General features: G+C 62.4%; 16 protein-coding genes. 11 read left to right on the forward strand and 5 right to left on the reverse strand.

Translation table 11 applies throughout. The features are described from left to right. Window positions 1-28 precede the first annotated feature (28 nt). The 3 genes from galE to mscL form a co-directional block, all read right to left on the reverse strand. The gene (gene galE / locus MUU54_RS20745; protein ID WP_247245867.1) at window positions 29-1,063 is read right to left on the reverse strand and encodes a UDP-glucose 4-epimerase GalE; all 1,035 of its coding nucleotides are present in this window, start codon (window positions 1,061-1,063) and stop codon (window positions 29-31) included. Between the two features lie 141 nt (window positions 1,064-1,204). Beyond that, window positions 1,205-2,374: a pyridoxal phosphate-dependent aminotransferase gene (locus tag MUU54_RS20750; protein WP_247245868.1), complete on the reverse strand. Its 1,170-nt coding sequence runs from the start codon at window positions 2,372-2,374 to the stop codon at window positions 1,205-1,207. 97 nt (window positions 2,375-2,471) lie between these two features. After that, window positions 2,472-2,900 carry a large conductance mechanosensitive channel protein MscL gene (gene mscL / locus MUU54_RS20755; RefSeq protein WP_239998624.1) on the reverse strand — a complete coding sequence of 143 codons (429 nt, stop codon included), beginning with the start codon at window positions 2,898-2,900 and terminating at the stop codon, window positions 2,472-2,474. Window positions 2,901-3,073: 173 nt separating this feature from the next. Here mscL and MUU54_RS20760 point away from each other — a divergent pair, with 173 nt between their 5' ends. After that, on the forward strand, window positions 3,074-6,580 hold the full coding sequence (locus MUU54_RS20760) for a PAS domain-containing hybrid sensor histidine kinase/response regulator (RefSeq protein ID WP_247245869.1): 3,507 nt from the start codon (window positions 3,074-3,076) through the stop codon (window positions 6,578-6,580). A 176-nt stretch (window positions 6,581-6,756) separates the two neighbouring features. Continuing rightward, entirely contained in the window at window positions 6,757-7,977 is a 1,221-nt protein-coding gene (locus MUU54_RS20765; RefSeq protein WP_247245870.1) for an OpgC family protein, read from the forward strand. Between the two features lie 19 nt (window positions 7,978-7,996). On the opposite strand, the gene MUU54_RS20770 is transcribed toward MUU54_RS20765, so the two are convergent. Next, a complete protein-coding gene (locus MUU54_RS20770; RefSeq protein WP_247245871.1) occupies window positions 7,997-9,529 on the reverse strand; it encodes a D-arabinonate dehydratase in 1,533 nt (510 codons plus the stop codon). 54 nt (window positions 9,530-9,583) lie between these two features. After that, a complete protein-coding gene (locus MUU54_RS20775) occupies window positions 9,584-10,285 on the reverse strand; it encodes a FadR/GntR family transcriptional regulator (RefSeq protein WP_247245872.1) in 702 nt (233 codons plus the stop codon). Between the two features lie 219 nt (window positions 10,286-10,504). Here MUU54_RS20775 and MUU54_RS20780 point away from each other — a divergent pair, with 219 nt between their 5' ends. The 9 genes from MUU54_RS20780 (at window position 10,505) to MUU54_RS20820 (ending at window position 19,470) form a co-directional block, all read left to right on the forward strand. Further along, window positions 10,505-12,055 (forward strand): sugar ABC transporter ATP-binding protein, encoded by a 1,551-nt coding sequence (locus MUU54_RS20780; RefSeq protein WP_247245873.1) that lies wholly within the window; start codon window positions 10,505-10,507, stop codon window positions 12,053-12,055. 7 nt (window positions 12,056-12,062) lie between these two features. Further along, a complete protein-coding gene (locus MUU54_RS20785; RefSeq protein WP_247245874.1) occupies window positions 12,063-13,082 on the forward strand; it encodes an ABC transporter permease in 1,020 nt (339 codons plus the stop codon). A 100-nt stretch (window positions 13,083-13,182) separates the two neighbouring features. Further along, complete coding sequence (locus tag MUU54_RS20790) at window positions 13,183-14,124, forward strand: ABC transporter substrate-binding protein (RefSeq protein WP_247245875.1); 942 nt, start codon at window positions 13,183-13,185, stop codon at window positions 14,122-14,124. Window positions 14,125-14,188: 64 nt separating this feature from the next. After that, window positions 14,189-15,202, forward strand: a complete 1,014-nt coding sequence (locus MUU54_RS20795; RefSeq protein WP_247245876.1) for an aldo/keto reductase — start codon at window positions 14,189-14,191, stop codon at window positions 15,200-15,202. A gap of 4 nt (window positions 15,203-15,206) precedes the next feature. Continuing rightward, window positions 15,207-16,043: an amidohydrolase family protein gene (locus tag MUU54_RS20800; protein WP_247245877.1), complete on the forward strand. Its 837-nt coding sequence runs from the start codon at window positions 15,207-15,209 to the stop codon at window positions 16,041-16,043. Between the two features lie 10 nt (window positions 16,044-16,053). Then, window positions 16,054-17,061 carry a zinc-binding alcohol dehydrogenase family protein gene (locus tag MUU54_RS20805; protein ID WP_247245878.1) on the forward strand — a complete coding sequence of 336 codons (1,008 nt, stop codon included), beginning with the start codon at window positions 16,054-16,056 and terminating at the stop codon, window positions 17,059-17,061. 9 nt (window positions 17,062-17,070) lie between these two features. After that, window positions 17,071-17,400 (forward strand): L-rhamnose mutarotase, encoded by a 330-nt coding sequence (locus MUU54_RS20810; RefSeq protein ID WP_247245879.1) that lies wholly within the window; start codon window positions 17,071-17,073, stop codon window positions 17,398-17,400. Window positions 17,401-17,431: 31 nt separating this feature from the next. Continuing rightward, a complete protein-coding gene (locus MUU54_RS20815; protein ID WP_247245880.1) occupies window positions 17,432-18,166 on the forward strand; it encodes an SDR family oxidoreductase in 735 nt (244 codons plus the stop codon). 26 nt (window positions 18,167-18,192) lie between these two features. After that, entirely contained in the window at window positions 18,193-19,470 is a 1,278-nt protein-coding gene (locus tag MUU54_RS20820) for an L-fuconate dehydratase (protein ID WP_247245881.1), read from the forward strand. Window positions 19,471-19,508 lie beyond the last annotated feature (38 nt).

Below are 19,508 nucleotides of genomic sequence, written 5' to 3' on the forward strand. Positions count from 1 at the left end.
TAGATGACGGCAATGAAACTTCGATCCGTTAGAATGATGCCGACGCCAGTTTATGGCGAATGGTGCGCAGGTCGCCGTCCTTGCGTTCTACGAGCGCCCGCTCCCAGGTAAGCGCCGTCGTCACGATCAGGTCCAGGTCGTCGTGACGCGGCACCCAGCCGAGCAGCTCGCGAGCAACCGTGGAATCCGCCACCACACTTGCCGCGTCGCCCGGGCGGCGCGGGGAAAGGTTCACCACGAACTCTTTGCCGCTCACACGCTTCACCGTCTCCAGCACCTCCAGCACCGAATAGCCGCGGCCATAGCCGCAATTGGCGATCAGTGCGTCGCCGCCTTTCCTGAGATAGTCCAGCGCCATCAGATGCGCGTTCACCAGGTCCGTCACGTGGATATAGTCGCGCACGCCGGTGCCGTCCGCGGTTGGATAGTCGGTACCGAATACATCGACCGCATTTCGGTGCCCCAGGGCGGCCTCGCAGGCGATCTTGAGGAGATGCGTGGCACCATCCGTCGATAGCCCGCTCCGCCCCTGAGGGTCGGCGCCGGCGACGTTGAAGTAACGCAGCGCCACGAAACGAAAATCGTGCGCCACGGCCGCGTCCTTCAGCATGAGCTCCGACATCAGCTTCGACTGGCCGTAGGGGTTCTTTGGCAGCGTCGGGGCGCTCTCCACAACCGGCCGGTCGTCCGCCACGTCGCCATAGACCGCAGCGGTGGACGAGAAGACGAGGTGACGGATCCCAGCCTCTATGGCCGCCGCCGCGAGAAGACGGGTGTTGCTGGTGTTGTTCTCGTAATATTCCAGCGGATGCGCCACCGATTGCGGAACGACGATCGAGCCGGCGAAGTGCAGGATTGCGTCGATGTTGTTCTCCGCGAAGACCTGCGCCAGAAGATCGCGATTGCCGACATTGCCCAGATAGAAGCGGGCAGCGGGTGGGACCGCCCAGCGGAAGCCGGTCGACAGACGATCGAGCACGACCACTTCCTCGCCCGCATCCAGCAGAGCCCATGCCATGTGGCTTCCGATATATCCGGCACCGCCGGTGACGAGGACGGCCATTTCGATACTCCCTGCCTTTGTTTATTGGCAGGGATCGAAACATCTCTTGTCTTCATCAATGCTTACGTAAGACGGGCTTCGGCGGGTTTATTCCCCGTTACAGCTAAGTAAGCGCTGCTGAATTCGCTCGCCTTTTAGCGATCAAAGCTCGGCGATGTAGTCGGCCAAGCGATCCGCGGCTTGGCGCACCTGCTCGGGGTTCCGGAGGAAGCAGGCACGCAGGAAGAGCTCGCCACCCGGTCCGAAGGCGGAGCCCGGCGCAAGCGCCACCTGCACCTTGTCGACGATGTCGAGTGCGGCGGCGCGACTGTCACTGACCCCATCGACCCTAAGGAAGGCATAAAGCGCGCCCTCAGGCTTGAGCGTCTGGACCCGGTTGGTGGCGATCAGTGTGTCGCACAGGATGTCTCGAGAGATGCGGGCCCGCTCGATGTTCTCGCGGACGAAGTCGTCACCCTGATCGAGCGCGACGACGCAACCGCGCTGCAGGAACTGTGGGACGCCGGAATTGGAATACTGGATCAGGTTCTCGATCACCTGTCCCATCTCAGGCGGAGCCACGAGCCAGCCGACGCGCCAGCCGGTCATCGACCAGTTCTTGGAGAAGGAATTGGCGAAAAGCACCCGGTCACCCTCTTCAATGATGTCCATGAAGGAGGGTGCGCGCGTGCCGGTGCCGTAGTGGTAGAGCACGTAGATCTCGTCGGCGATGATCCACAGGTCGTTGCGGCGAGCGAGATTCAGGATCGCGGCCAGTTCGTCCCGCGAGGCGGTCCAGCCGGTTGGATTGGAGGGCGTGTTGATGAACAAAGCCCGCGTGCGCGGCGTGATCAGTCGCTCGAGCTTCTCGATGTCGAGCGACCAGCCGCCATCGACGAAGTCCAGCGTCAGCGGCACTGCCTTCGCTCCCCCGATTTCGACAGAGGCGACGATGTTCGGCCAGGCCGGAGAGAGGTAGATGAGTTCGTCGCCCGGCTCCGTCAAAGCCTGCACCGCCAGCATGATCGCATGCATGCCAGAACCGGTGACGTAGAAGTGGTCGCTGGGAAGCGAGACGGAGAAGTGGCGGGCATAATATCTGGACAGCGCCTCGCGCAGCTCCGGGATCCCGCGCTGCCAGGTATAAAATGTCTCGCCTCCGAGCAGCGCTTCGCTGGCTGCCCGGTTGATGAAGTCCGGCGACGGCAGGTCGCCCTCGCCTGCCCAGAGCGGGATCAGGCCTTCACGATCTCGGGCATAGGTAATGACCTCGACGATGCCGCTTTCAGGAGCGGCAAGCGCGCGGGGGCTCAGGCTATCAAGCAACGACATGCAGAACTTCTCCGGCTAGAGGTTTCTCATAGCCCACCCGCGCCATGGAATCCCATGAGAATCCGTGAGGCTGGCATCGATTTGCGTGATGCGTCGACTAGCGCGTCTTCAGCAGGTCGCGGATCTCCGTCAGCAGCAGCACGTCTGCCGGCGGCGGAGCGGCGGCCGCTTCAACCGGCTGCTTTTCTTCCTTGATGCGGATGCGGTTCACAACCTTCACCATCCAGAAGATGATCCAGGCCAGGATCAGGAAGTTGATGATGACCGTGATGAAGCTGCCATAGGCGAAAACCGCACCCTGCTCCTTTGCGGCGGCAAGCGTCGGTGCCGTTACCGTGGAGGAAAGCGGGACGAAATAGTCGGAAAAATCGATGCCCCCGATGATCGCGCCGACAATCGGCGTGATGATGTCATTGACGAGGGAGTTGACGATGCCGGTGAAGGCGCCGCCAATGATGATGCCCACTGCCAGATCGATGACGTTGCCCTTGGCAATGAACGACCTGAACTCCGACACGACTGCCATTTTGTTTCCTTTCTCGAGGCGAGGTTCTTGAACAGCATCAACCTGGCACGCGCGTCTGGATTGTCTATATGGCCCGACCTCGATCCATTGAACTATTTGCCAAGAGCCGCGTGATTTCCTAGGCGGGGCTTTTATCCTATTGTCCCTCCCTCAATGCCCGAAGCGGAGGAGACATGCTTCCAGGCTGGCTGCTATTCCTGTCGGCATTCGGCTACATCCTGCTTTTGTTCGGGGTGGCGAGCTATGGCGACCGCAGAAGCCGCCGCTTTGGCGTGCCGGAGGGCGGGCGGCCTGTCGTCTATGCCCTCAGCCTTGCCATCTATTGCACCTCCTGGACCTATTTCGGCGGCGTCGGCCTTGCCTCCCAGCGCGGCCTTGAGTTCACCGGCATCTATATCGGCCCAATTCTCGCCTTCACTATCGGAATGCCGATCATCCGGCGCATCGTCGAACTGGCAAAGGCGGAGAAGCTGACCTCGGTCGCCGATTTTCTTGCCGCTCGCTATGGGAAGAACTCGGCCGTGGCGATGATAGTCGCGGTCATTTCACTGATCGGCGCCATCCCCTACATCGCCCTGCAGCTCAAGGCGGTTTCCAGTTCCGTCGCAGCGATTGTTGACGCTTCGGCCTACGGGATCGGCAGCGGAAATCTCTATTTCGTCGACCTCGCCCTGATCGTTACCCTGCTGATGGCCTGCTTCGCCATGGTGTTCGGCACGCGCCACACGGATGCGACAGAGCACCAGGACGGCCTGATCCTCGCCGTCGCGATGGAATCGGTGGTAAAGCTGCTCGCTTTCGCAACCGTCGGCATCGCCGTGATGTTCGTGCTCTTCGATGGGCCGTCCGACCTTCTGGCGCGTGCATCCGACAACCTGTTCGTCACCTCTGCCCTCTCCTACGAAACCCCGATCAGCCGGTGGCTGATGCTGATTGCGCTGTCGGCGTTCGCCATCATCATGCTGCCGCGGCAGTTCCACGTGACGGTGGTGGAAAACCGAACGGCGCGGGAGCTGCGTATGGCGGCCTACCTGCTGCCGCTCTACCTGATCGCGATCAACATATTCGTCATTCCGATCGCCATGGCCGGACTGATCTCCTTTGGCGGCACCGGCAATGCGGATCTGTACGTCCTACTCCTGCCGCTCGAGAACGAGATGCCGCTGATCTCGCTGATCGCGTTCATCGGCGGGTTTTCCGCTGCGACGGCGATGGTGATCGTCGCCTCGGTTGCGCTCTCCATCATGGTGTCCAACGACATCGTCATGCCCGTCCTGTTGCGCCGCAAGCTGATGCGCCGCTCCGTTCACCGGGCGGACTTCACCAAGACCCTTCTGCGCGTCCGCCGCACCTCCATCATCGTCGTGCTGATGCTGGGCTACGGCTACTACCGTGCTGCCGACAGCGCCACCGGCCTTGCCTCGATCGGGCTTTTGTCCTTCGCCGCGATCGCGCAGGTCGCGCCCAGCTTGATCGGCGGCCTCGTCTGGCGCCGGGCGAACGGTCGCGGTGCCATCCTCGGCATGACCTTCGGCTTCCTCGCCTGGGCCTACCTGCTTTTCGTGCCAAGTCTCGGCGGGGCGAACAACGCTCACCTTGCAGCGGCCGTGCTTCACTTCCTGTTCCCCGGCACGGAACTGTTCGGTGCAGACTCCGACGCCTTTGTGACAGCTACCCTTTTCAGCCTGATCCTCAACAGCATGGCCTTCGTCTTCGGCTCGCTCTCGCGCAATCCGAAGCCTCTCGAACGCATCCAGGCCGGTATCTTCGTGAAGCGGCGCAAGCGCTCCCAGTTCGCGACCCGCAGCTGGAAGACCCGGGTCAGCGTCGGAGACCTGAAGACCACCATTGCCCGTTACCTGGGCGAGGAGCGTATGGAACGCTCCTTCGCCAATTTCGCCCAAGGGAGCGGCCGGCCGTTGGAAGACGATCAACCGGCCGACATGGCGCTGATCCATTTTTCCGAGCAGTTGCTTGGCAGCGCCATCGGCTCGTCGTCTGCCCGGCTCGTGCTGTCGCTCATCCTGCAGAAGGCCGAGGACGCCAATGCGGACACAGCCTGGCTGCTTGATCAGGCGAGCGAGGCGCTGCAATACAATCAAGACATGCTGCAGACCGCCCTGTCGCAGATGGACCAGGGCATCGCCGTCTTCGACAGCTCCTATTGCCTCACCATCTGGAACCGGCGTTTCCGCAGCCTTCTCGACCTGCCGGAGCAGGTTGGCCAGGTCGGCTATCCCCTTTCGGACATCATCTCCATCCTGGTGGAACGAGGGGACGTCAAGTCGGGTGAGCGGATCGAGGTCCTGCGGCAGTTCCAGACGCTTGATACGCCCTTCCCGCTTGTTCTTGGCGACGGCAAGCGCATCATCGAAGTGCGTTCGAACGCCATGCCCGACAAGGGCATCGTCGCAACGCTTACCGACATCACCGAGCGGGTGGCGGCCGACCGCGCGCTGAAGCAGGCGAACGAGACGCTGGAGCAGCGGGTCGAGGAGCGGACGGCGGAGCTGACGCGTGTCAACCGAGAGCTGGCGGAAGCGCGCGCTTCGGCAGAAGAAGCCAATCTAGGCAAGACGCGGTTCTTCGCGGCCGCCGGACATGACATCCTGCAGCCGCTCAACGCCGCCCGGCTCTACACCTCCGCCCTCGTCGAGCGGCTGGGCAGCTCCGACAACAGCGCGCTCGTCCGCAACATCGATTCCTCGCTGGAATCGGTGGAAGCGATCCTGGGGGCGGTTCTCGACATCTCCCGTCTCGACACCGGGGCGATGAAGCCCCGCGTGACGTCCGTCGAGCTGGACGAACTGCTCCGGCGCATGGAAACCGATTTCGCCCCGATGGCCCGGGAAAAGAACCTGGAATTCGTCGTCGTGACAAGCTCGCTGCGCATTCGCTCCGACGTCAACCTTCTGCGGCGCCTCGTCCAGAACCTCGTATCGAACGCCATCAAGTACACGATCAACGGCAAGATCCTGATCGGCGCGAGACGGCGCGGCGACCAGGTGGTGATCGAGGTCCTGGACTCCGGGATCGGCATCCCGCCGGGCAAGTTCAGGACCGTCTTCAAGGAGTTCACGAGGCTGGACGAAGGGGCTCGCACGGCCTCCGGGCTTGGTCTTGGACTATCGATCGTCGATCGCATCTCGCGGGTGCTCAACCACCCGGTGGAGCTGTCCTCCATCCCTGGCAAGGGCACGATCTTCCGCGTACGGGTTCCGCGGGATCTATCGGCCACCCAAGCGGCGCGGCCGGCCGAACAGGTCCCGCGGCGCCGGCGCTCGCAGCCGCTCAACGGGCTAAGGGTGCTTTGCCTGGACAACGAACCGAAGATCCTCGAGGGAATGAACCTCTTGATCTCCGGCTGGGGCTGCACGGTCGGACAGGCGACTTCGCTGGCCGATGTGGAGCAGCTCACATCATCGCGGGAACCGCCTCCAGAGGTGATCGTCGCGGATTATCACCTGAGCGACGGCAACGGCGTGCAAGCCATCCTCGCACTTCGTCAGGCCTATGGCTCGGAGATACCCGGCCTCCTCGTCACCGCCGACCGTACGCTGGACGTTCGCGCCGCCGCCGAACGGCACGACATTGCAGTGCAGCACAAACCGCTTCGGCCGGCCGCGCTCCGCGCTTATCTGACGCAGGTGGCGGGCATCAAGCGCGTCGCTGCGGAATAGCTCCTCCTGTTCATCTACCAGTCATCCGGCCTTCTCTAGGAAGCATCTACGCCTGACGCGGCGAGGGGAACCGACCTCTCATTGTTGCGTTTGAAGCCAAGAATTCCTGGCCCACGAAGGCCTGACCGACCGGGCGACCCAAGCGCATCGGCACGGCACAACGGAGACCGCGACCGATGAAACGGTTTGATATCATTGATGGTATGCGAGGCTACTTCCTCGTCTTCATGCTGATCAACCACCTGATCTTCGCCGGCGGGTACTGGCTGGTGAAGGTCAACCACAACCAGCTCGCCTTCGTCGAGGACGCCCAGGGCTTCGTCTTCCTCTCCGGCCTGCTGATCGGCATGGTCTATGCCCGTAAGATGGTGAAGAACGGTTATGCTGCAGGGCGGCAGGCGATCTACTCGCGCGCCTTCGAACTCTATCGCTACGCGATGGGCATCGTGCTGGCCGTGATGGTCGCACAGATGTTCCTGCCGGACGCCTATGCCGTCTGGTACAACTGGCTCGGCTACACCACGTTCGACGATCCGCTGCGTCTTGCCGCGATCGCCACATTCCTGTTCCAGCCGACCTTCATGGACATCCTGCCGCAATACATCGTCTACATGCTGTTTGCGCCGCTGCTCGTGAAACTCGTCCTGGAAGACAAGTGGCATTATGTGCTCGCCGCTTCCCTTGTCCTTTGGATGGCAGCGCAGCTGGGCCTCCAGCGCATCGTCACCGAGCCTGTGAACCAGCTCGTGATGGGGCCGGACGATCAGGGCATCCGCGCCAGCTTCAACCTGCTCGGCTGGCAGATCGTCTTCTATTCGGGCCTGGTTCTCGGAGCGATGACCTCCGCCGGCAAGATCGATTGGGGCCGCATCCTCACGCCGGAGAACACGTTCATCCCGAAGATGGCGCTGATCGTCGTCCTGTTCTTCCTGCCGCTCCGGATCATGACCGCCAATGGTCTGATGCCCGACTTCATGATCGGCAAGTTTGCGGCCATGGAAGTGCGCGCCGACTTCGGTCCGGTCTATCTGTTGAACTTCATCGCTGTCGCAGCGCTCGTCACCTGGCTGCTCGTGGCCGGCCCGAAGCACCCGTCTAATTTCGTCCGCAGCGCCGCCGGAGTACTGACCTGGGTCTTCTCACTGAAATTCCTGCAGCTAATCGGACGCCACTCGCTTTACGTCTACGTGTGGCACGTGGCGATCGTCTACGCCGTCTATTATTTCGACGGCCGCTCGCCGGAGCTCAGCCAGCTGACGAAGACCCTGATTGCCTTCGTTGGTATTGGCCTCCTTGCCGTCCCCGCAATCTGGCGGGAGCGCGAAAAGTTCTTTGGAACGCCTGCCACTCCGGCTCCGGGCCTGAAGCCGCAGCCGAGGGTCGTCGGAAACCGCTAAACGCTGGAGGCGCGGTGGCTTAGGTCACCGCGCCGATCTGCCACGGCACGAATTCGTTGTCGCCGTAGTCGTAGATCTCGCTCAGGGTCTTCTTGCCCGATGCGACTGCGATGATGTCCTCGAAAATCCGCTGACCCGACTGCTCGATCGTCTCCTCGCCAGTGACGATCCCGCCGCAGTTGATGTCCATGTCCTCCTTCATGTGTTCGTACATCTCGGAGTTCGTGGCGATCTTGATGCAGGGCGACGGCTTGAAGCCAGACACGGAGCCGCGCCCGGTGGTGAAACAGATCACGTTGCAGCCGCCAGCAACCTGTCCCGTGACGGCAACCGGGTCGTAGCCTGGTGTGTCCATGAAAACGAAGCCCGGCTCGGTCACCTGTTCGGCAAACTCGTAGACGGCCTTCAGCGGCATTGAGCCGCCCTTGGCGACTGCGCCCAGCGATTTTTCTAAAATGGTAGTCAGGCCGCCGAGCTTATTGCCATACGAGGGGTTGTTGTTGAGCTCGTCGCCGTTGCGGGCAGTATAGTCCCGCCACCAGTCGATCCGCTCCAGAAGCTTGTGGGCAACGTCCGGCGTGACGGCACGCCGCGTCAGCAGGTGTTCTGCACCATAGATCTCCGGCGTTTCCGAAAGAACCGTCGTTCCGCCATTGCGAACGATCAAGTCTGAAGCGTAACCCAACGCCGGATTGGCCGAAATGCCTGAATAGCCGTCAGAGCCGCCGCATTCGAGAGCCACCTTCAGCTTGGATAGCGGCTGGGGTGTTCGGACGGCGGCGTTCACCGTCGGCAGCATCTCCTTGATGATCTCGATTGCCGCATCGATCGTCTTCTTCGTGCCGCCATGCTGCTGGATCGTCATGGTGCGCAGCCGGTCGCCCTCCTCCATCTTATAGTGCTCGAGGATGGGGCCGATCTGGTTCGTTTCGCAGCCGAGGCCAATCATCAGGATACCGCCGAAGTTAGGATGCTTGGCATAGCCCTGGATCGTGCGGATGAGGACCCGGTAACCTTCGGATTTGTTGTTGAGCGCACAGCCGCCGCCGTGAGTCAGCGCCACGACGCCGTCGACATTGTCGAAACCGTCCAACCCGCCCATGCGGTTGAAGTAGTCGGCAATGTAGCGGGAAACGGTGGCGGAACAGTTTACCGAAGAGATGATGCCGATATAGTTGCGGGTGCCGGCCCCGCCGATGCCGCGATCATAGCCCATGAAGGTCCGCCTCTCGTTTTCCGGCAGCATGCCCTTCTCTTCGACATCGATGCTGAACTGGTGCTCATGCTCGGATGGCAGCATGGCAAGGTTGTGCAGATGCACGTGGCTGCCTGGCTCGATGTCCTGCGTCGCGAGACCAATCACCTGCCCGTACTTCTTCACCTCCGCTCCGGAGGGAATGTGCTTGATTGCCACCTTGTGGCCGCGACCGATCAGCTCACGGGCGACGAGATCGCCGTGGCCGACCAGCCCGCCGGCCTGAACGGAGCGGCGGACAACGCCGACATCGTCGTCGGCATTTAGAATGATGATCGGTGAAATGATGGCATCCATGGCTGCTTCCTCCTCCCCGGAGGTTCTCCTGCTACGATAGCGAAATGGGTTTGGTCACCGCGGCTCGTTTTCCATCCAGCGGCGCTTCGATTCCTCCAGATGCGCATGCATCATGGCCTGCGCGAGAAGAGGGTCGCGTGCATCGAGCGCGTCGTAGATTGCCTCATGCTCACGAAGGGCATTGCGCCAGGTCTCCGGCGTCTCGAACCGCGTGCGGATTTGCGCCGACAGCGGGCTGTGGCGCTCGTCGAATAGGTCACCGACGATATGGGCAAGGACCGAGTTGCCGCTTTGGCCCGCGATGGTCAGATGGAAAAGCCTGTCCTGATCCAGAGGCTTGCGCCCCGCCGCGATTTCCGAGCGCATGGCGTCGAGCGCCTCACGAAGCGACGTCAGGCCTTCTGCGGAAATCCTGGCTGCGGCAGCAAGCGCCACGCTCCCCTCGACCGCAGCCCTCGCCTCCATCAACTCCACCGGGCTTTCGCCCATCGATCCGGTCTGCCAGGTACGGCGCTCCGGCTCCGCGGTGATGTAGATCCCCGAGCCCATGCGGATTTCGACGCTGCCTTCGATCTCGAGCGCGATCAGCGCCTCGCGCAACGACGGACGCGACACGCCCAGCTGTTGCGCAAGATCACGTTCGGCCGGCAGGCGGGCACCGGAGACAAAGTGACCACCCTGGATCAGCGCCCGTATCTGGTCGGCAATCTGCTGGTAAAGCCTGCGCGGCTCGGCGGCCTTGATTGGTCCATTCATTTTCATGTCACCACAAATGTGGTCTTACCATAGCCGTTAAGGACGTCCGGAGCAAGCTCGACGCGTGCTTCCGCGACCCCGTTTCCGGCCCCTCCAGTCCATTCCTGCTGCCCATAGATACGTTATCCGAATAATTGGCTTGACCAGTTTCATCGTGCGGGTTTAACCATTGGGCGTCGGCGGTTGGAGCTTGGCCGACACAGGAGGGAGGAGGTCACCATGCAGCACAAGGCTGACATTCGACATGCCCGTGCGGCATCGCCGGAGCGCAGAGCCCTGTTGCGCCTTGATGGCATCACCAAGGAATTTCCGGGCGTCATGGCGCTCTCGGACGTGCACTTCGATCTCTTCCCGGGAGAGGTTCATGCCGTCTGCGGCGAGAATGGTGCCGGCAAATCCACGCTGATGAAGATTATCAGCGGCGTCTACCAGCCAACCTCGGGCTCGATCGTCTACAAGGGCCAGGAGAGCCGCTTTGCGTCTCCTCTGGAATCCGAAGCCGCCGGCATAGCGATCATCCACCAGGAGCTCAACCTGGTCCCGCACCTCTCGGTCGCGGAGAACATCTATCTGGCGCGCGAGCCCCGCCGCGGCTTCCTGGTGGACCGCAAGAAGCTGCGCGCCGATGCGAAGCGCTGCCTGGACCGGCTAGGCATAGACATCGATCCGGAGACGCACGTGCGCAACCTGTCGGTGGCACAGAGCCAGATGGTGGAGATTGCCAAGGCGCTGTCGCTCGATGCCGAAGTGCTGATCATGGATGAGCCGACCTCGTCACTGACGGAGCAGGAGACGAACCTGCTGTTCCAGGTCATCCGCGACCTCAAGGCCTCCGGCGTCGGCATCATCTACATCTCCCACCGGCTCGACGAGATGGAGGAAATCGTCGATCGTGTCACGGTGCTGCGCGACGGGCGCTATATCGCAACCGACAACTTCCACGACACGACTGTCAACGAAATCGTCGCCAAGATGGTCGGGCGGTCGCTGGAGGAGAAGTTTCCGGAACGGCTATCCGAGCCGTCTGAGGAGATCATCTTCAGCGCAGGCGGCCTGACACGGCGGGGCGTATTCTCCGATGTGGGCTTCTCCCTGAGGCGTGGAGAGATCCTCGGATTTTCCGGCTTGATGGGTGCGGGGCGAACGGAAGTGGCCCGCGCAATCTTCGGAGCGGATCCTCTCGATGCCGGCACGATCACGATGCACGGTGAAACGCTGACGATCAGCTCCCCGCGCGACGCAATTGCCGCCGGAATTGCCTATCTCTCTGAGGATCGCAAGGCGCAGGGGCTGGCCATCAAGATGCCGGTCGATGCCAATGTGACGCTTGCCAACATGGACGAGGTTTCGAACGGTTTCGGCATGATCGACTTCGCGAAGCACAACAAGGTGGCGAACGATTATGTCGAGCTCCTCGACATCCGGACCCCTTCGATCAAGCAGCCGGTTCGGCTTCTGTCCGGCGGCAACCAGCAGAAGATCATCATCGGCAAGTGGCTGTTCCGCAAGCCGAAGGTGATGTTTTTCGACGAACCCACCCGCGGCATCGACGTGGGCGCGAAATTCGCGATTTACAAGATCATGGACGAGCTTGCCGCCGAGGGCATCGGGGTGGTGCTCATAAGTTCGGAGCTTCCCGAAATCCTCGGGATGACAGACCGCGTCGCCGTGTTCCACGGCGGGCGCATCACCGGCGTTCTCGAGACCCGGAACACCGATCAGGAAGAAATCATGCGTTACGCCTCGGGCTACGGTCCGAAGGCGCACTGAGGGGACAATGGCCGATATCAGCGAACAGGGAAGCGTCCGGTTGAGCGACCGGCAGAAGGACATCATCCAGAAGTTTGCCGCACTCGGCAGCCTTTTCGTCCTCGTGGCGGTCTTCTCGCTCACCAGTAGCGCCTTCTTCACCGTCAACAACGGCATGACGATTGCGCTCCAGGTGACGTCGATCGCGCTGCTCGGCATCGGGGCGACCTGCGTCATCATCACCGGCGGCATCGACCTCTCCGTGGGTTCAGTCCTTGCCCTTTCTGGCGTCGTCGCCGCGCTTGCGGTGCGCGACTGGGGTGTTCCGGTGCCGTTTGCCATGCTGATCGGCATCCTGACCGGCTCCCTTTGCGGTTGGATCAACGGCCTTCTCGTCACCAAAATGAAGTTGCCGCCGTTCATCGCCACGCTCGGCATGATGCTGATTGCCCGCGGCGTCGCCCTGCAGATCACCGGTGCGCGGGCCGTCTCCGGCCTCGGCGAATCCTTCGGCGTCCTGGGCAACGGCTCGTTGTTTCGCGTCGTTACGATTGGCGATGACGGCTTTCCGAATGTCAGCTTCCCGGGCATCCCCTACCCCGTGATCCTGATGGTGGTGATCGCGATCGCTGTCTCGATGATGCTGAACCGCTCAGTGCTCGGCCGCCATATCTATGCGGTCGGCTCCAACTCGGATGCAGCACGCCTTTCCGGCGTCAACGTCAGCCGCGTCGTCAGCTTCACCTATGTGCTGTCCGGCACGCTCGCCGGCCTGACCGGATGCGTATTGATGTCGCGCCTGGTCACCGCGCAGCCGAACGAGGGCGTGATGTACGAACTCGATGCGATCGCCAGCGCGGTGATCGGCGGGACCTCGCTCATCGGCGGTGTCGGCACGATCTCCGGCACGGCCATTGGCGCGTTCGTGATCGGCATTCTGCGCAACGGCCTCAACATGAACGGCGTCTCCGCCTTCACACAGCAGATCATCATCGGCCTCGTCATCCTGGGCACCGTCTGGATCGACCAGTTGCGCAACCGCCGATGAGCGAGGAGGCGGTGCCCGTGGCTGCATGGAGCCGCAGAAGCAATGGGAGTGAGGAGCTCCCGCCAACCGGCCGGTGAGGCCAATGAAACTGGAGGAAAACATGAAAAAGCTTGTCACAGCACTGCTCACATCCGCCATTGCGTTCGGCGCCTTTTCGGCCGCGCAGGCCGGCGAGATCGCCGTCATCGTCAAGACGGTCAATTCCACCTTCTGGCAGAACGTCCAGAAGGGCGCAGAGGCCGCAATGAAGGACGTCTCCGAGCACACGATGACCTTCCAGGGTCCGGCTGCTGAATCGGCCATCGCCGATCAGGTCAACATGGTCGAGAACGCGGTCAACCGAGGCGTGGCCGGTATCGTGCTTGCCCCTTCCGATCCGGACGCCCTGGTGCCGGCGGTCAAGAAGGCCTGGGAAAACCGCATCCCGATCGTCATCGTGGACTCCATGCTCGCCGATGGCGCGGAGCAGTACTACCAGTCCTTCCTTGCCACCGATAACAAGAAGGCAGGCGAACTGGCGGCCAAGGCGCTGATCGACCAGATCGGCACCGAAGGCAAGATCGCCGTCATGTCCTATGTCGCGGGTGCCGGGTCCGAAATCGGCCGTGTCGGCGGCTTTACCGACTACATCAAGAACAACTCGAAGCTCGAGATCGTCGGCCCGTTCTACTCGCAGTCCCAGATGGCGACCGCGCTCAACCAGACGACGGACGTGCTGGCTGCCAACTCCGACCTCAAGGGCATGTTCGGTGCCAACGAGCCGACGGCGATCGGCATGGGCCGCGCCCTGAAACAGGCTGGCAAGGCCGGACAGGTCGTGGCCATCGGCTTCGACGGCAATCAGGACCTGCAGGAGTTCGTCAAGGACGGCACGCTCGCTGCCATCATCGTTCAGGGCTCCTATCAGATGGGTGAACTCGGCATCCAGACGGTCGCAAAGCTGATCAACAAGGAAAAGGTCGAGAAGAACGTCGATACCGGCGTCGTCGTCGTCACCAAGGGCAACATCGACAAGCCGGAAGCCAAGAACGTCCTTTACTAAAGGTCCTCCCCCTGACGCGCATCGCAAATGATGCGCGTCTCTTTTCCGGCCAGAGGAGAAAATCATGAACGTCGCCGACACACGAACCGTACCCCGTCGCCCCGTCGACGTCACATTGATGGGCCTCGGCTGCGCTCAGATGGGAAATCTTTACCGGGTCACCAGCTATGAAGAATCGGCAGGCGCATTCCGGGCTGCCTGGGATGCCGGCATCCGCTATTTCGATACGGCCCCCTTCTACGGCTTCACCCGCTCCGAGCGCCGGCTCGGCACGATGCTGACGGACCTTCCGCGCGAGTCTTACGTGCTCAGCACCAAGGTCGGCCGGGTGATGGAGCCGGACGAAACGGTCGGCGAGGAAGAGGACGGCTACGTGCAGCCCCTGCCCTTCCGGCCCGTCTACGACTACAGCTACGACGGCATCATGCGCTCCTTCGAGGCGAGCCAGCAGCGGCTCGGTATCCTGAAGCCCGACATCCTCTACGTCCATGACATTGGCCGCATGACCCATGGCGACAAGCACGAGCACTACTGGAGCCAGTTGACCGACGGCGGCGGCTTCAGAGCTCTCGGCAAGCTGCGCGATGAAGGCTCCACCAAGGCGGTCGGCCTCGGCGTCAACGAGTGGCAGGCCATTCGCGACGCCATGGAAGTTTTCGATATCGACGTGTCCATGCTCGCCGGCCGCTACACGCTCCTCGAGCAGGAGAGCCTGCCGCTGATGGACGAGTGCGCGCGCCGCGGTGTCGGCGTCGTCATCGCCGGCCCGTTCAACTCCGGCATCCTCGCCGGCAACAAGAAGTTCAACTACGCCGATGCTCCGGCCGACGTGCTGGCCCGGGTCGATGGCCTGCGCAAGGCCTGCGAAGAAGAAGGCGTATCGCTGCAGGCTGCGGCGCTGCATTTCCCGCTCACCCATCCTACCGTCGTCACCATCGTTTCTGGTGCCCGGACCGCCGAACAGATCAGCTCGAACGTCGCCTGGTTTTCGGAGGAGATTCCCACCAGTTTCTGGCAAGCCCTGCGCGCCCGTGGCTTAATTGCCGAAGGCGCACCGCTTCCGCGCAAGGAGGCGTAAGGCGATGCGCGTCGATGCCCACCAGCATTTCTGGCGGATCGCCGACCGGGCGGGACAATGGCCGCCCGCGGAGCTCGCTGCGATCCACCGGGATTTCATGCCCGACGACCTGCGGCCGCTCATCGCAGAGGCGAGTGTCGATGGCACCGTGCTGGTGCAGACGATGGAGAACGAGGCGGATACCGCCTTCATGCTGGGCCTAGCCGACAGCAATCCCTTCATCCTCGGGGTCATCGGGTGGGCGGATTTGAAGGCATTGAATGCGCCGCTCGCGATCGCACGGCTCGCAGGCCACCCGAAGCTTAAGGGCTTCCGGCCGATGCTGCAGGACATCGCCGATGACGGCTGGATCGGTGATCCATCGCTCAAGCCGGCGATCTCCGCGATGATCGAGCAGGGCCTGGTCTTTGATGCGCTCGTCCTGCCGCGCCATCTCGATGCGCTTTTTGACTTCGCCCGCCGCTCCACACGTCTGCCGATCGTCATCGACCACGGCGCCAAGCCTCTGATTGCCGAAGGCAGGTTCGCTGAGTGGAGGCGCAAGATGGCGGCTCTTGCCGACCTTCCGAACGTCCACTGCAAGCTCTCGGGGCTCCTCACCGAAGCCGGCGATCAGAAGCCCCAGGCGATCCGTCCTTACGCAGAAACCATTCTCGAGCTCTTCGGTCCGCACCGCGTGATCTGGGGCAGCGACTGGCCGGTGCTGCGGCTGGCGGACGATTATCAAGGGTGGCTCACCCAGTGCCTCGACATCGTGCCGGCGGAGCACCAGGACGCGGTCTTCGGCGCAAATGCCGTCCGTTTCTACAATCTCGGCGGCAAGCGCCGCCAAACTTCATGACAGGCTGACAATGCTGACGATCATCTGCGATTCTCCCGGAACCCTTTCCGCCATCGACCGGCCGAAGCCGACGAGGGGCGAAGGCGAGGTGCTGGTCCGGCTGCGCCGCGTCGGCGTTTGCGGCACCGACCTGCACATCTTCACCGGCAACCAGCCTTACCTCTCCTATCCCCGCGTCATGGGCCACGAGCTTGCCGGCACGGTCGAGGAGGCGCCGGCGGGCAGCCAACTCACGGTTGGCGATACGGTTTCGATCATCCCCTACATCTCCTGCGACCATTGCAGCGCCTGCCGCAAGGGGAAGACCAATTGCTGCCGCAACATCGGCGTGCTCGGCGTTCACCGCGACGGGGGCATGACGGAATATCTCAGCCTGCCGCAGGAGTTCGTGCTAAAGGCCGGCGGCCTCAGCCTCGACCAGGCGGCCATGGTCGAGTTTCTCGCCATTGGCGCCCATGCGGTTGCGCGGGCCAAGGTGGAAAAAGGCCAGAAGGTGCTGATCGTCGGCGCCGGTCCGATCGGCATGGCCGTCGCCATCTTTGCCCGGCTCGATGGCGGCGAGGTCACGCTTCTCGACGGACGCGCTGACCGGCTGGAGTTCGGGAAGGCCCATCTTGGCGCCGCCCATGCCGTGCAGGTCGGCGAGGGCGACGAGGCAGCGCTTTCCAAAATCACTGACGGCGACTTCTTCGACGTCGTTTTCGATGCGACCGGCAATCCGAAGGCGATGGAGCGCGGCTTCGGCTTCGTCGGCCATGGCGGCACCTATGTCTTCGTCTCAATCGTCTCCAGCGACATCAGCTTCTCCGATCCGGAGTTCCACAAGCGCGAGACCTCTCTTCTCGGCAGCCGAAATGCGACGATCGCGGACTTCGAGCGAGTGATGGCGGCAATGCGCGCGGGTGACGTGCCGGAAGCACTGATCACCCACCGCATGATGCTTGGCGAGGTGCCGGAGCGGTTCGCCGGCCTCACCGATCCGGCGGCCGGCGTCGTCAAGGCAATCATCGAAGTCTGAGGAAATACGATGCAGCGCATGGGCATGGTGATCGGCGTCGCGCCGGGCATGGTGGAAGAATACAAGCGGCTCCACGCCGCAGTCTGGCCGGAGATCCTCGAGCTGATCTCCCGCTGCAACATCCGCAACTACACGATCTTCCTGCGCGAGCCGGATAACCTGCTGTTCGGAACCTGGGAATATCACGGGACGGACCTCGAAGCCGACATGGCAAAGATGGCGGCGGATCCGAAGAACCAGGAATGGTGGTCCTTCACCATCCCCTGCCAAAAGCCGCTCAAAACCCGTAAGGAGGGGGAATGGTGGGCGATGATGGAAGAGGTCTTCCACCACGACTGACGCCTTCCCATGATGATAGCCGAGGAATGACATGACCAAAAGCCTTGCACGAAAGACCGTTTTTATCACCGCCGCCGGCCAGGGCATCGGCCGGGCCTCAGCCATCGCCTTCGCTGAAGCCGGGGCAATGGTGCACGCCACAGACATCAACGAGCAGGCGCTTGCCGATCTGCCGAGGGTCGAAAACCTGAAGGCCTCAAGGCTCGACGTGCTCGACGAGGCGGCGGTAAAGGCCGCGGTGGATCAGATCGGCCAGGTCGACATCCTCTTCAATTGCGCCGGCGTCGTGCATGGCGGCTCCATCCTGGAGATGAAGGACAGCGACCTCGACTTCGCCTTCGACCTCAACGTCAAGGCGATGATCCGCACGATCCGCGCGGTGCTGCCCGGCATGCTGGAGCGCAAGGACGGCGCGATCATCAACATGTCGTCCGTCGCGTCCAGCATCAAGGGCGTGCCGAACCGCTTTGCCTACGGCACGACGAAGGCAGCCGTGATTGGCCTGACGAAGCATGTGGCCGCTGACTACGTGACGCAGGGCATCCGCTGCAACTGCATCTGCCCGGGCACCGTTGAAAGCCCCTCGCTGCAGGACCGCATGCGCGCCCAGGGCGATTATGAAACTGCACGCGCCGCCTTCATCGCGCGCCAGCCGATGGGCCGCCTCGGCTCGCCGGAGGAGATCGCCGATCTCGCCGTCTATATTGCGGGCGCCACCTACACATCCGGCCAGGCCTTCTGCATCGACGGCGGCTGGACCATCTGACATCCTACTCCACCACAGAGATTGCCATGACCCGCATCACCGATCTTCGAGTCTTCGACCTGCGCTTCCCTACATCCAAGAGCCTGGACGGGTCGGACGCGATGAACCCGGATCCCGATTACTCGGCTGCCTATGTCATCCTCGACACGGACAGCGAGGGTCTGTCGGGCCATGGCCTCACCTTCACCATCGGCCGCGGCAATAACATATGCTGTATGGCGATCGACGCGATGCGGCATCTGGTGGTGGGACAGGATCTGGACACCTTCCGCCAGAACCCCGGCAAGTTCTGGCGGCATCTGACAAGCGACAGCCAGTTGCGCTGGATCGGGCCCGACAAGGGCGCCATGCACCTTGCCACCGGCGCCGTCGTCAACGCCTTCTGGGACCTTACTGCCAAGCAGCAGGGCAAGCCGGTGTGGCAGCTGGTCTCCGAGCTCTCGGCTGAGGAGATCGCCGACATCGTCGACTTCCGCTACCTCACCGACGTGCTGACGCGGGATGAGGCCGTGGCGATCTTGAAGAAAGCTGAGGCCGGCAAGGCGGAGCGCATCGCCACCCTGAAGCAGGATGGCTATGCGTGCTACACGACGTCCGCCGGCTGGCTCGGCTATCCGGAGGACAAGCTCCGCCGCCTTTGTCAGGAAGCGGTTGATGCCGGCTTCAACCACGTCAAGATGAAGGTCGGCCGCGACCTTGAAGACGATATCCGCCGGCTGACCATCGCCCGTGAAGTGATCGGTCCCGACCGATACCTGATGATCGATGCCAATCAGGTCTGGGAAGTCGATCAGGCAATCGACTGGGTGAAGAAGCTTGCCTTCGCCAACCCCTTCTTCATCGAGGAGCCGACCAGCCCCGACGACGTCGCCGGCCATCGCAAGATCCGTCAGGCGATCGGTCCCGTGAAGATCGCCACCGGCGAGATGTGCCAGAACCGCATCATGTTCAAGCAGTTCATCGCCGAAGGCGCGATCGATATCGTTCAGATCGATTCCTGCCGCATGGGTGGTCTCAACGAGGTGCTGGCGGTACTTCTGATTGCTGCCAAATACAACCTGCCCGTCTGGCCGCATGCCGGCGGCGTCGGCTTGTGCGAATATGTCCAGCACCTCTCGATGATCGACTACCTTGCCGTCTCGGGCACCAAGGAAGGTCGCGTGATCGAATATGTCGACCACCTGCACGAGCACTTTGTGGACCCCTGCATCATCAAGGATGCCGCCTATATGCCACCATCGCGCCCGGGCTTCTCCATCGAGATGAAGCCGGAGTCAATTGCGGAGTACACGTTCAGGGGGTAACAAGCCTCCGCTAACGAAAAAGCCCCTCGGCCCGATTG

The organism is Pseudorhizobium tarimense (genome assembly GCF_022968135.1).
GTDB classification, from domain to species: Bacteria; Pseudomonadota; Alphaproteobacteria; order Rhizobiales; family Rhizobiaceae; genus Neorhizobium; species Neorhizobium tarimense.

Excerpts from the sequence above, each read along its gene's own strand:
- galE (WP_247245867.1), bottom strand. The coding sequence starts at position 1,063 with ATGGCCGTCCTCGTCACCGGCGGTGCCGGATATATCGGAAGCCACATG.
- MUU54_RS20750 (WP_247245868.1), bottom strand. The coding sequence starts at position 2,374 with ATGTCGTTGCTTGATAGCCTGAGCCCCCGCGCGCTTGCCGCTCCTGAA.
- mscL (WP_239998624.1), bottom strand. The coding sequence starts at position 2,900 with ATGGCAGTCGTGTCGGAGTTCAGGTCGTTCATTGCCAAGGGCAACGTC.
- MUU54_RS20760 (WP_247245869.1), top strand. The coding sequence starts at position 3,074 with ATGCTTCCAGGCTGGCTGCTATTCCTGTCGGCATTCGGCTACATCCTG.
- MUU54_RS20765 (WP_247245870.1), top strand. The coding sequence starts at position 6,757 with ATGAAACGGTTTGATATCATTGATGGTATGCGAGGCTACTTCCTCGTC.
- MUU54_RS20770 (WP_247245871.1), bottom strand. The coding sequence starts at position 9,529 with ATGGATGCCATCATTTCACCGATCATCATTCTAAATGCCGACGACGAT.
- MUU54_RS20775 (WP_247245872.1), bottom strand. The coding sequence starts at position 10,285 with ATGAATGGACCAATCAAGGCCGCCGAGCCGCGCAGGCTTTACCAGCAG.
- MUU54_RS20780 (WP_247245873.1), top strand. The coding sequence starts at position 10,505 with ATGCAGCACAAGGCTGACATTCGACATGCCCGTGCGGCATCGCCGGAG.
- MUU54_RS20785 (WP_247245874.1), top strand. The coding sequence starts at position 12,063 with ATGGCCGATATCAGCGAACAGGGAAGCGTCCGGTTGAGCGACCGGCAG.
- MUU54_RS20790 (WP_247245875.1), top strand. The coding sequence starts at position 13,183 with ATGAAAAAGCTTGTCACAGCACTGCTCACATCCGCCATTGCGTTCGGC.
- MUU54_RS20795 (WP_247245876.1), top strand. The coding sequence starts at position 14,189 with ATGAACGTCGCCGACACACGAACCGTACCCCGTCGCCCCGTCGACGTC.
- MUU54_RS20800 (WP_247245877.1), top strand. The coding sequence starts at position 15,207 with ATGCGCGTCGATGCCCACCAGCATTTCTGGCGGATCGCCGACCGGGCG.
- MUU54_RS20805 (WP_247245878.1), top strand. The coding sequence starts at position 16,054 with ATGCTGACGATCATCTGCGATTCTCCCGGAACCCTTTCCGCCATCGAC.
- MUU54_RS20810 (WP_247245879.1), top strand. The coding sequence starts at position 17,071 with ATGCAGCGCATGGGCATGGTGATCGGCGTCGCGCCGGGCATGGTGGAA.
- MUU54_RS20815 (WP_247245880.1), top strand. The coding sequence starts at position 17,432 with ATGACCAAAAGCCTTGCACGAAAGACCGTTTTTATCACCGCCGCCGGC.
- MUU54_RS20820 (WP_247245881.1), top strand. The coding sequence starts at position 18,193 with ATGACCCGCATCACCGATCTTCGAGTCTTCGACCTGCGCTTCCCTACA.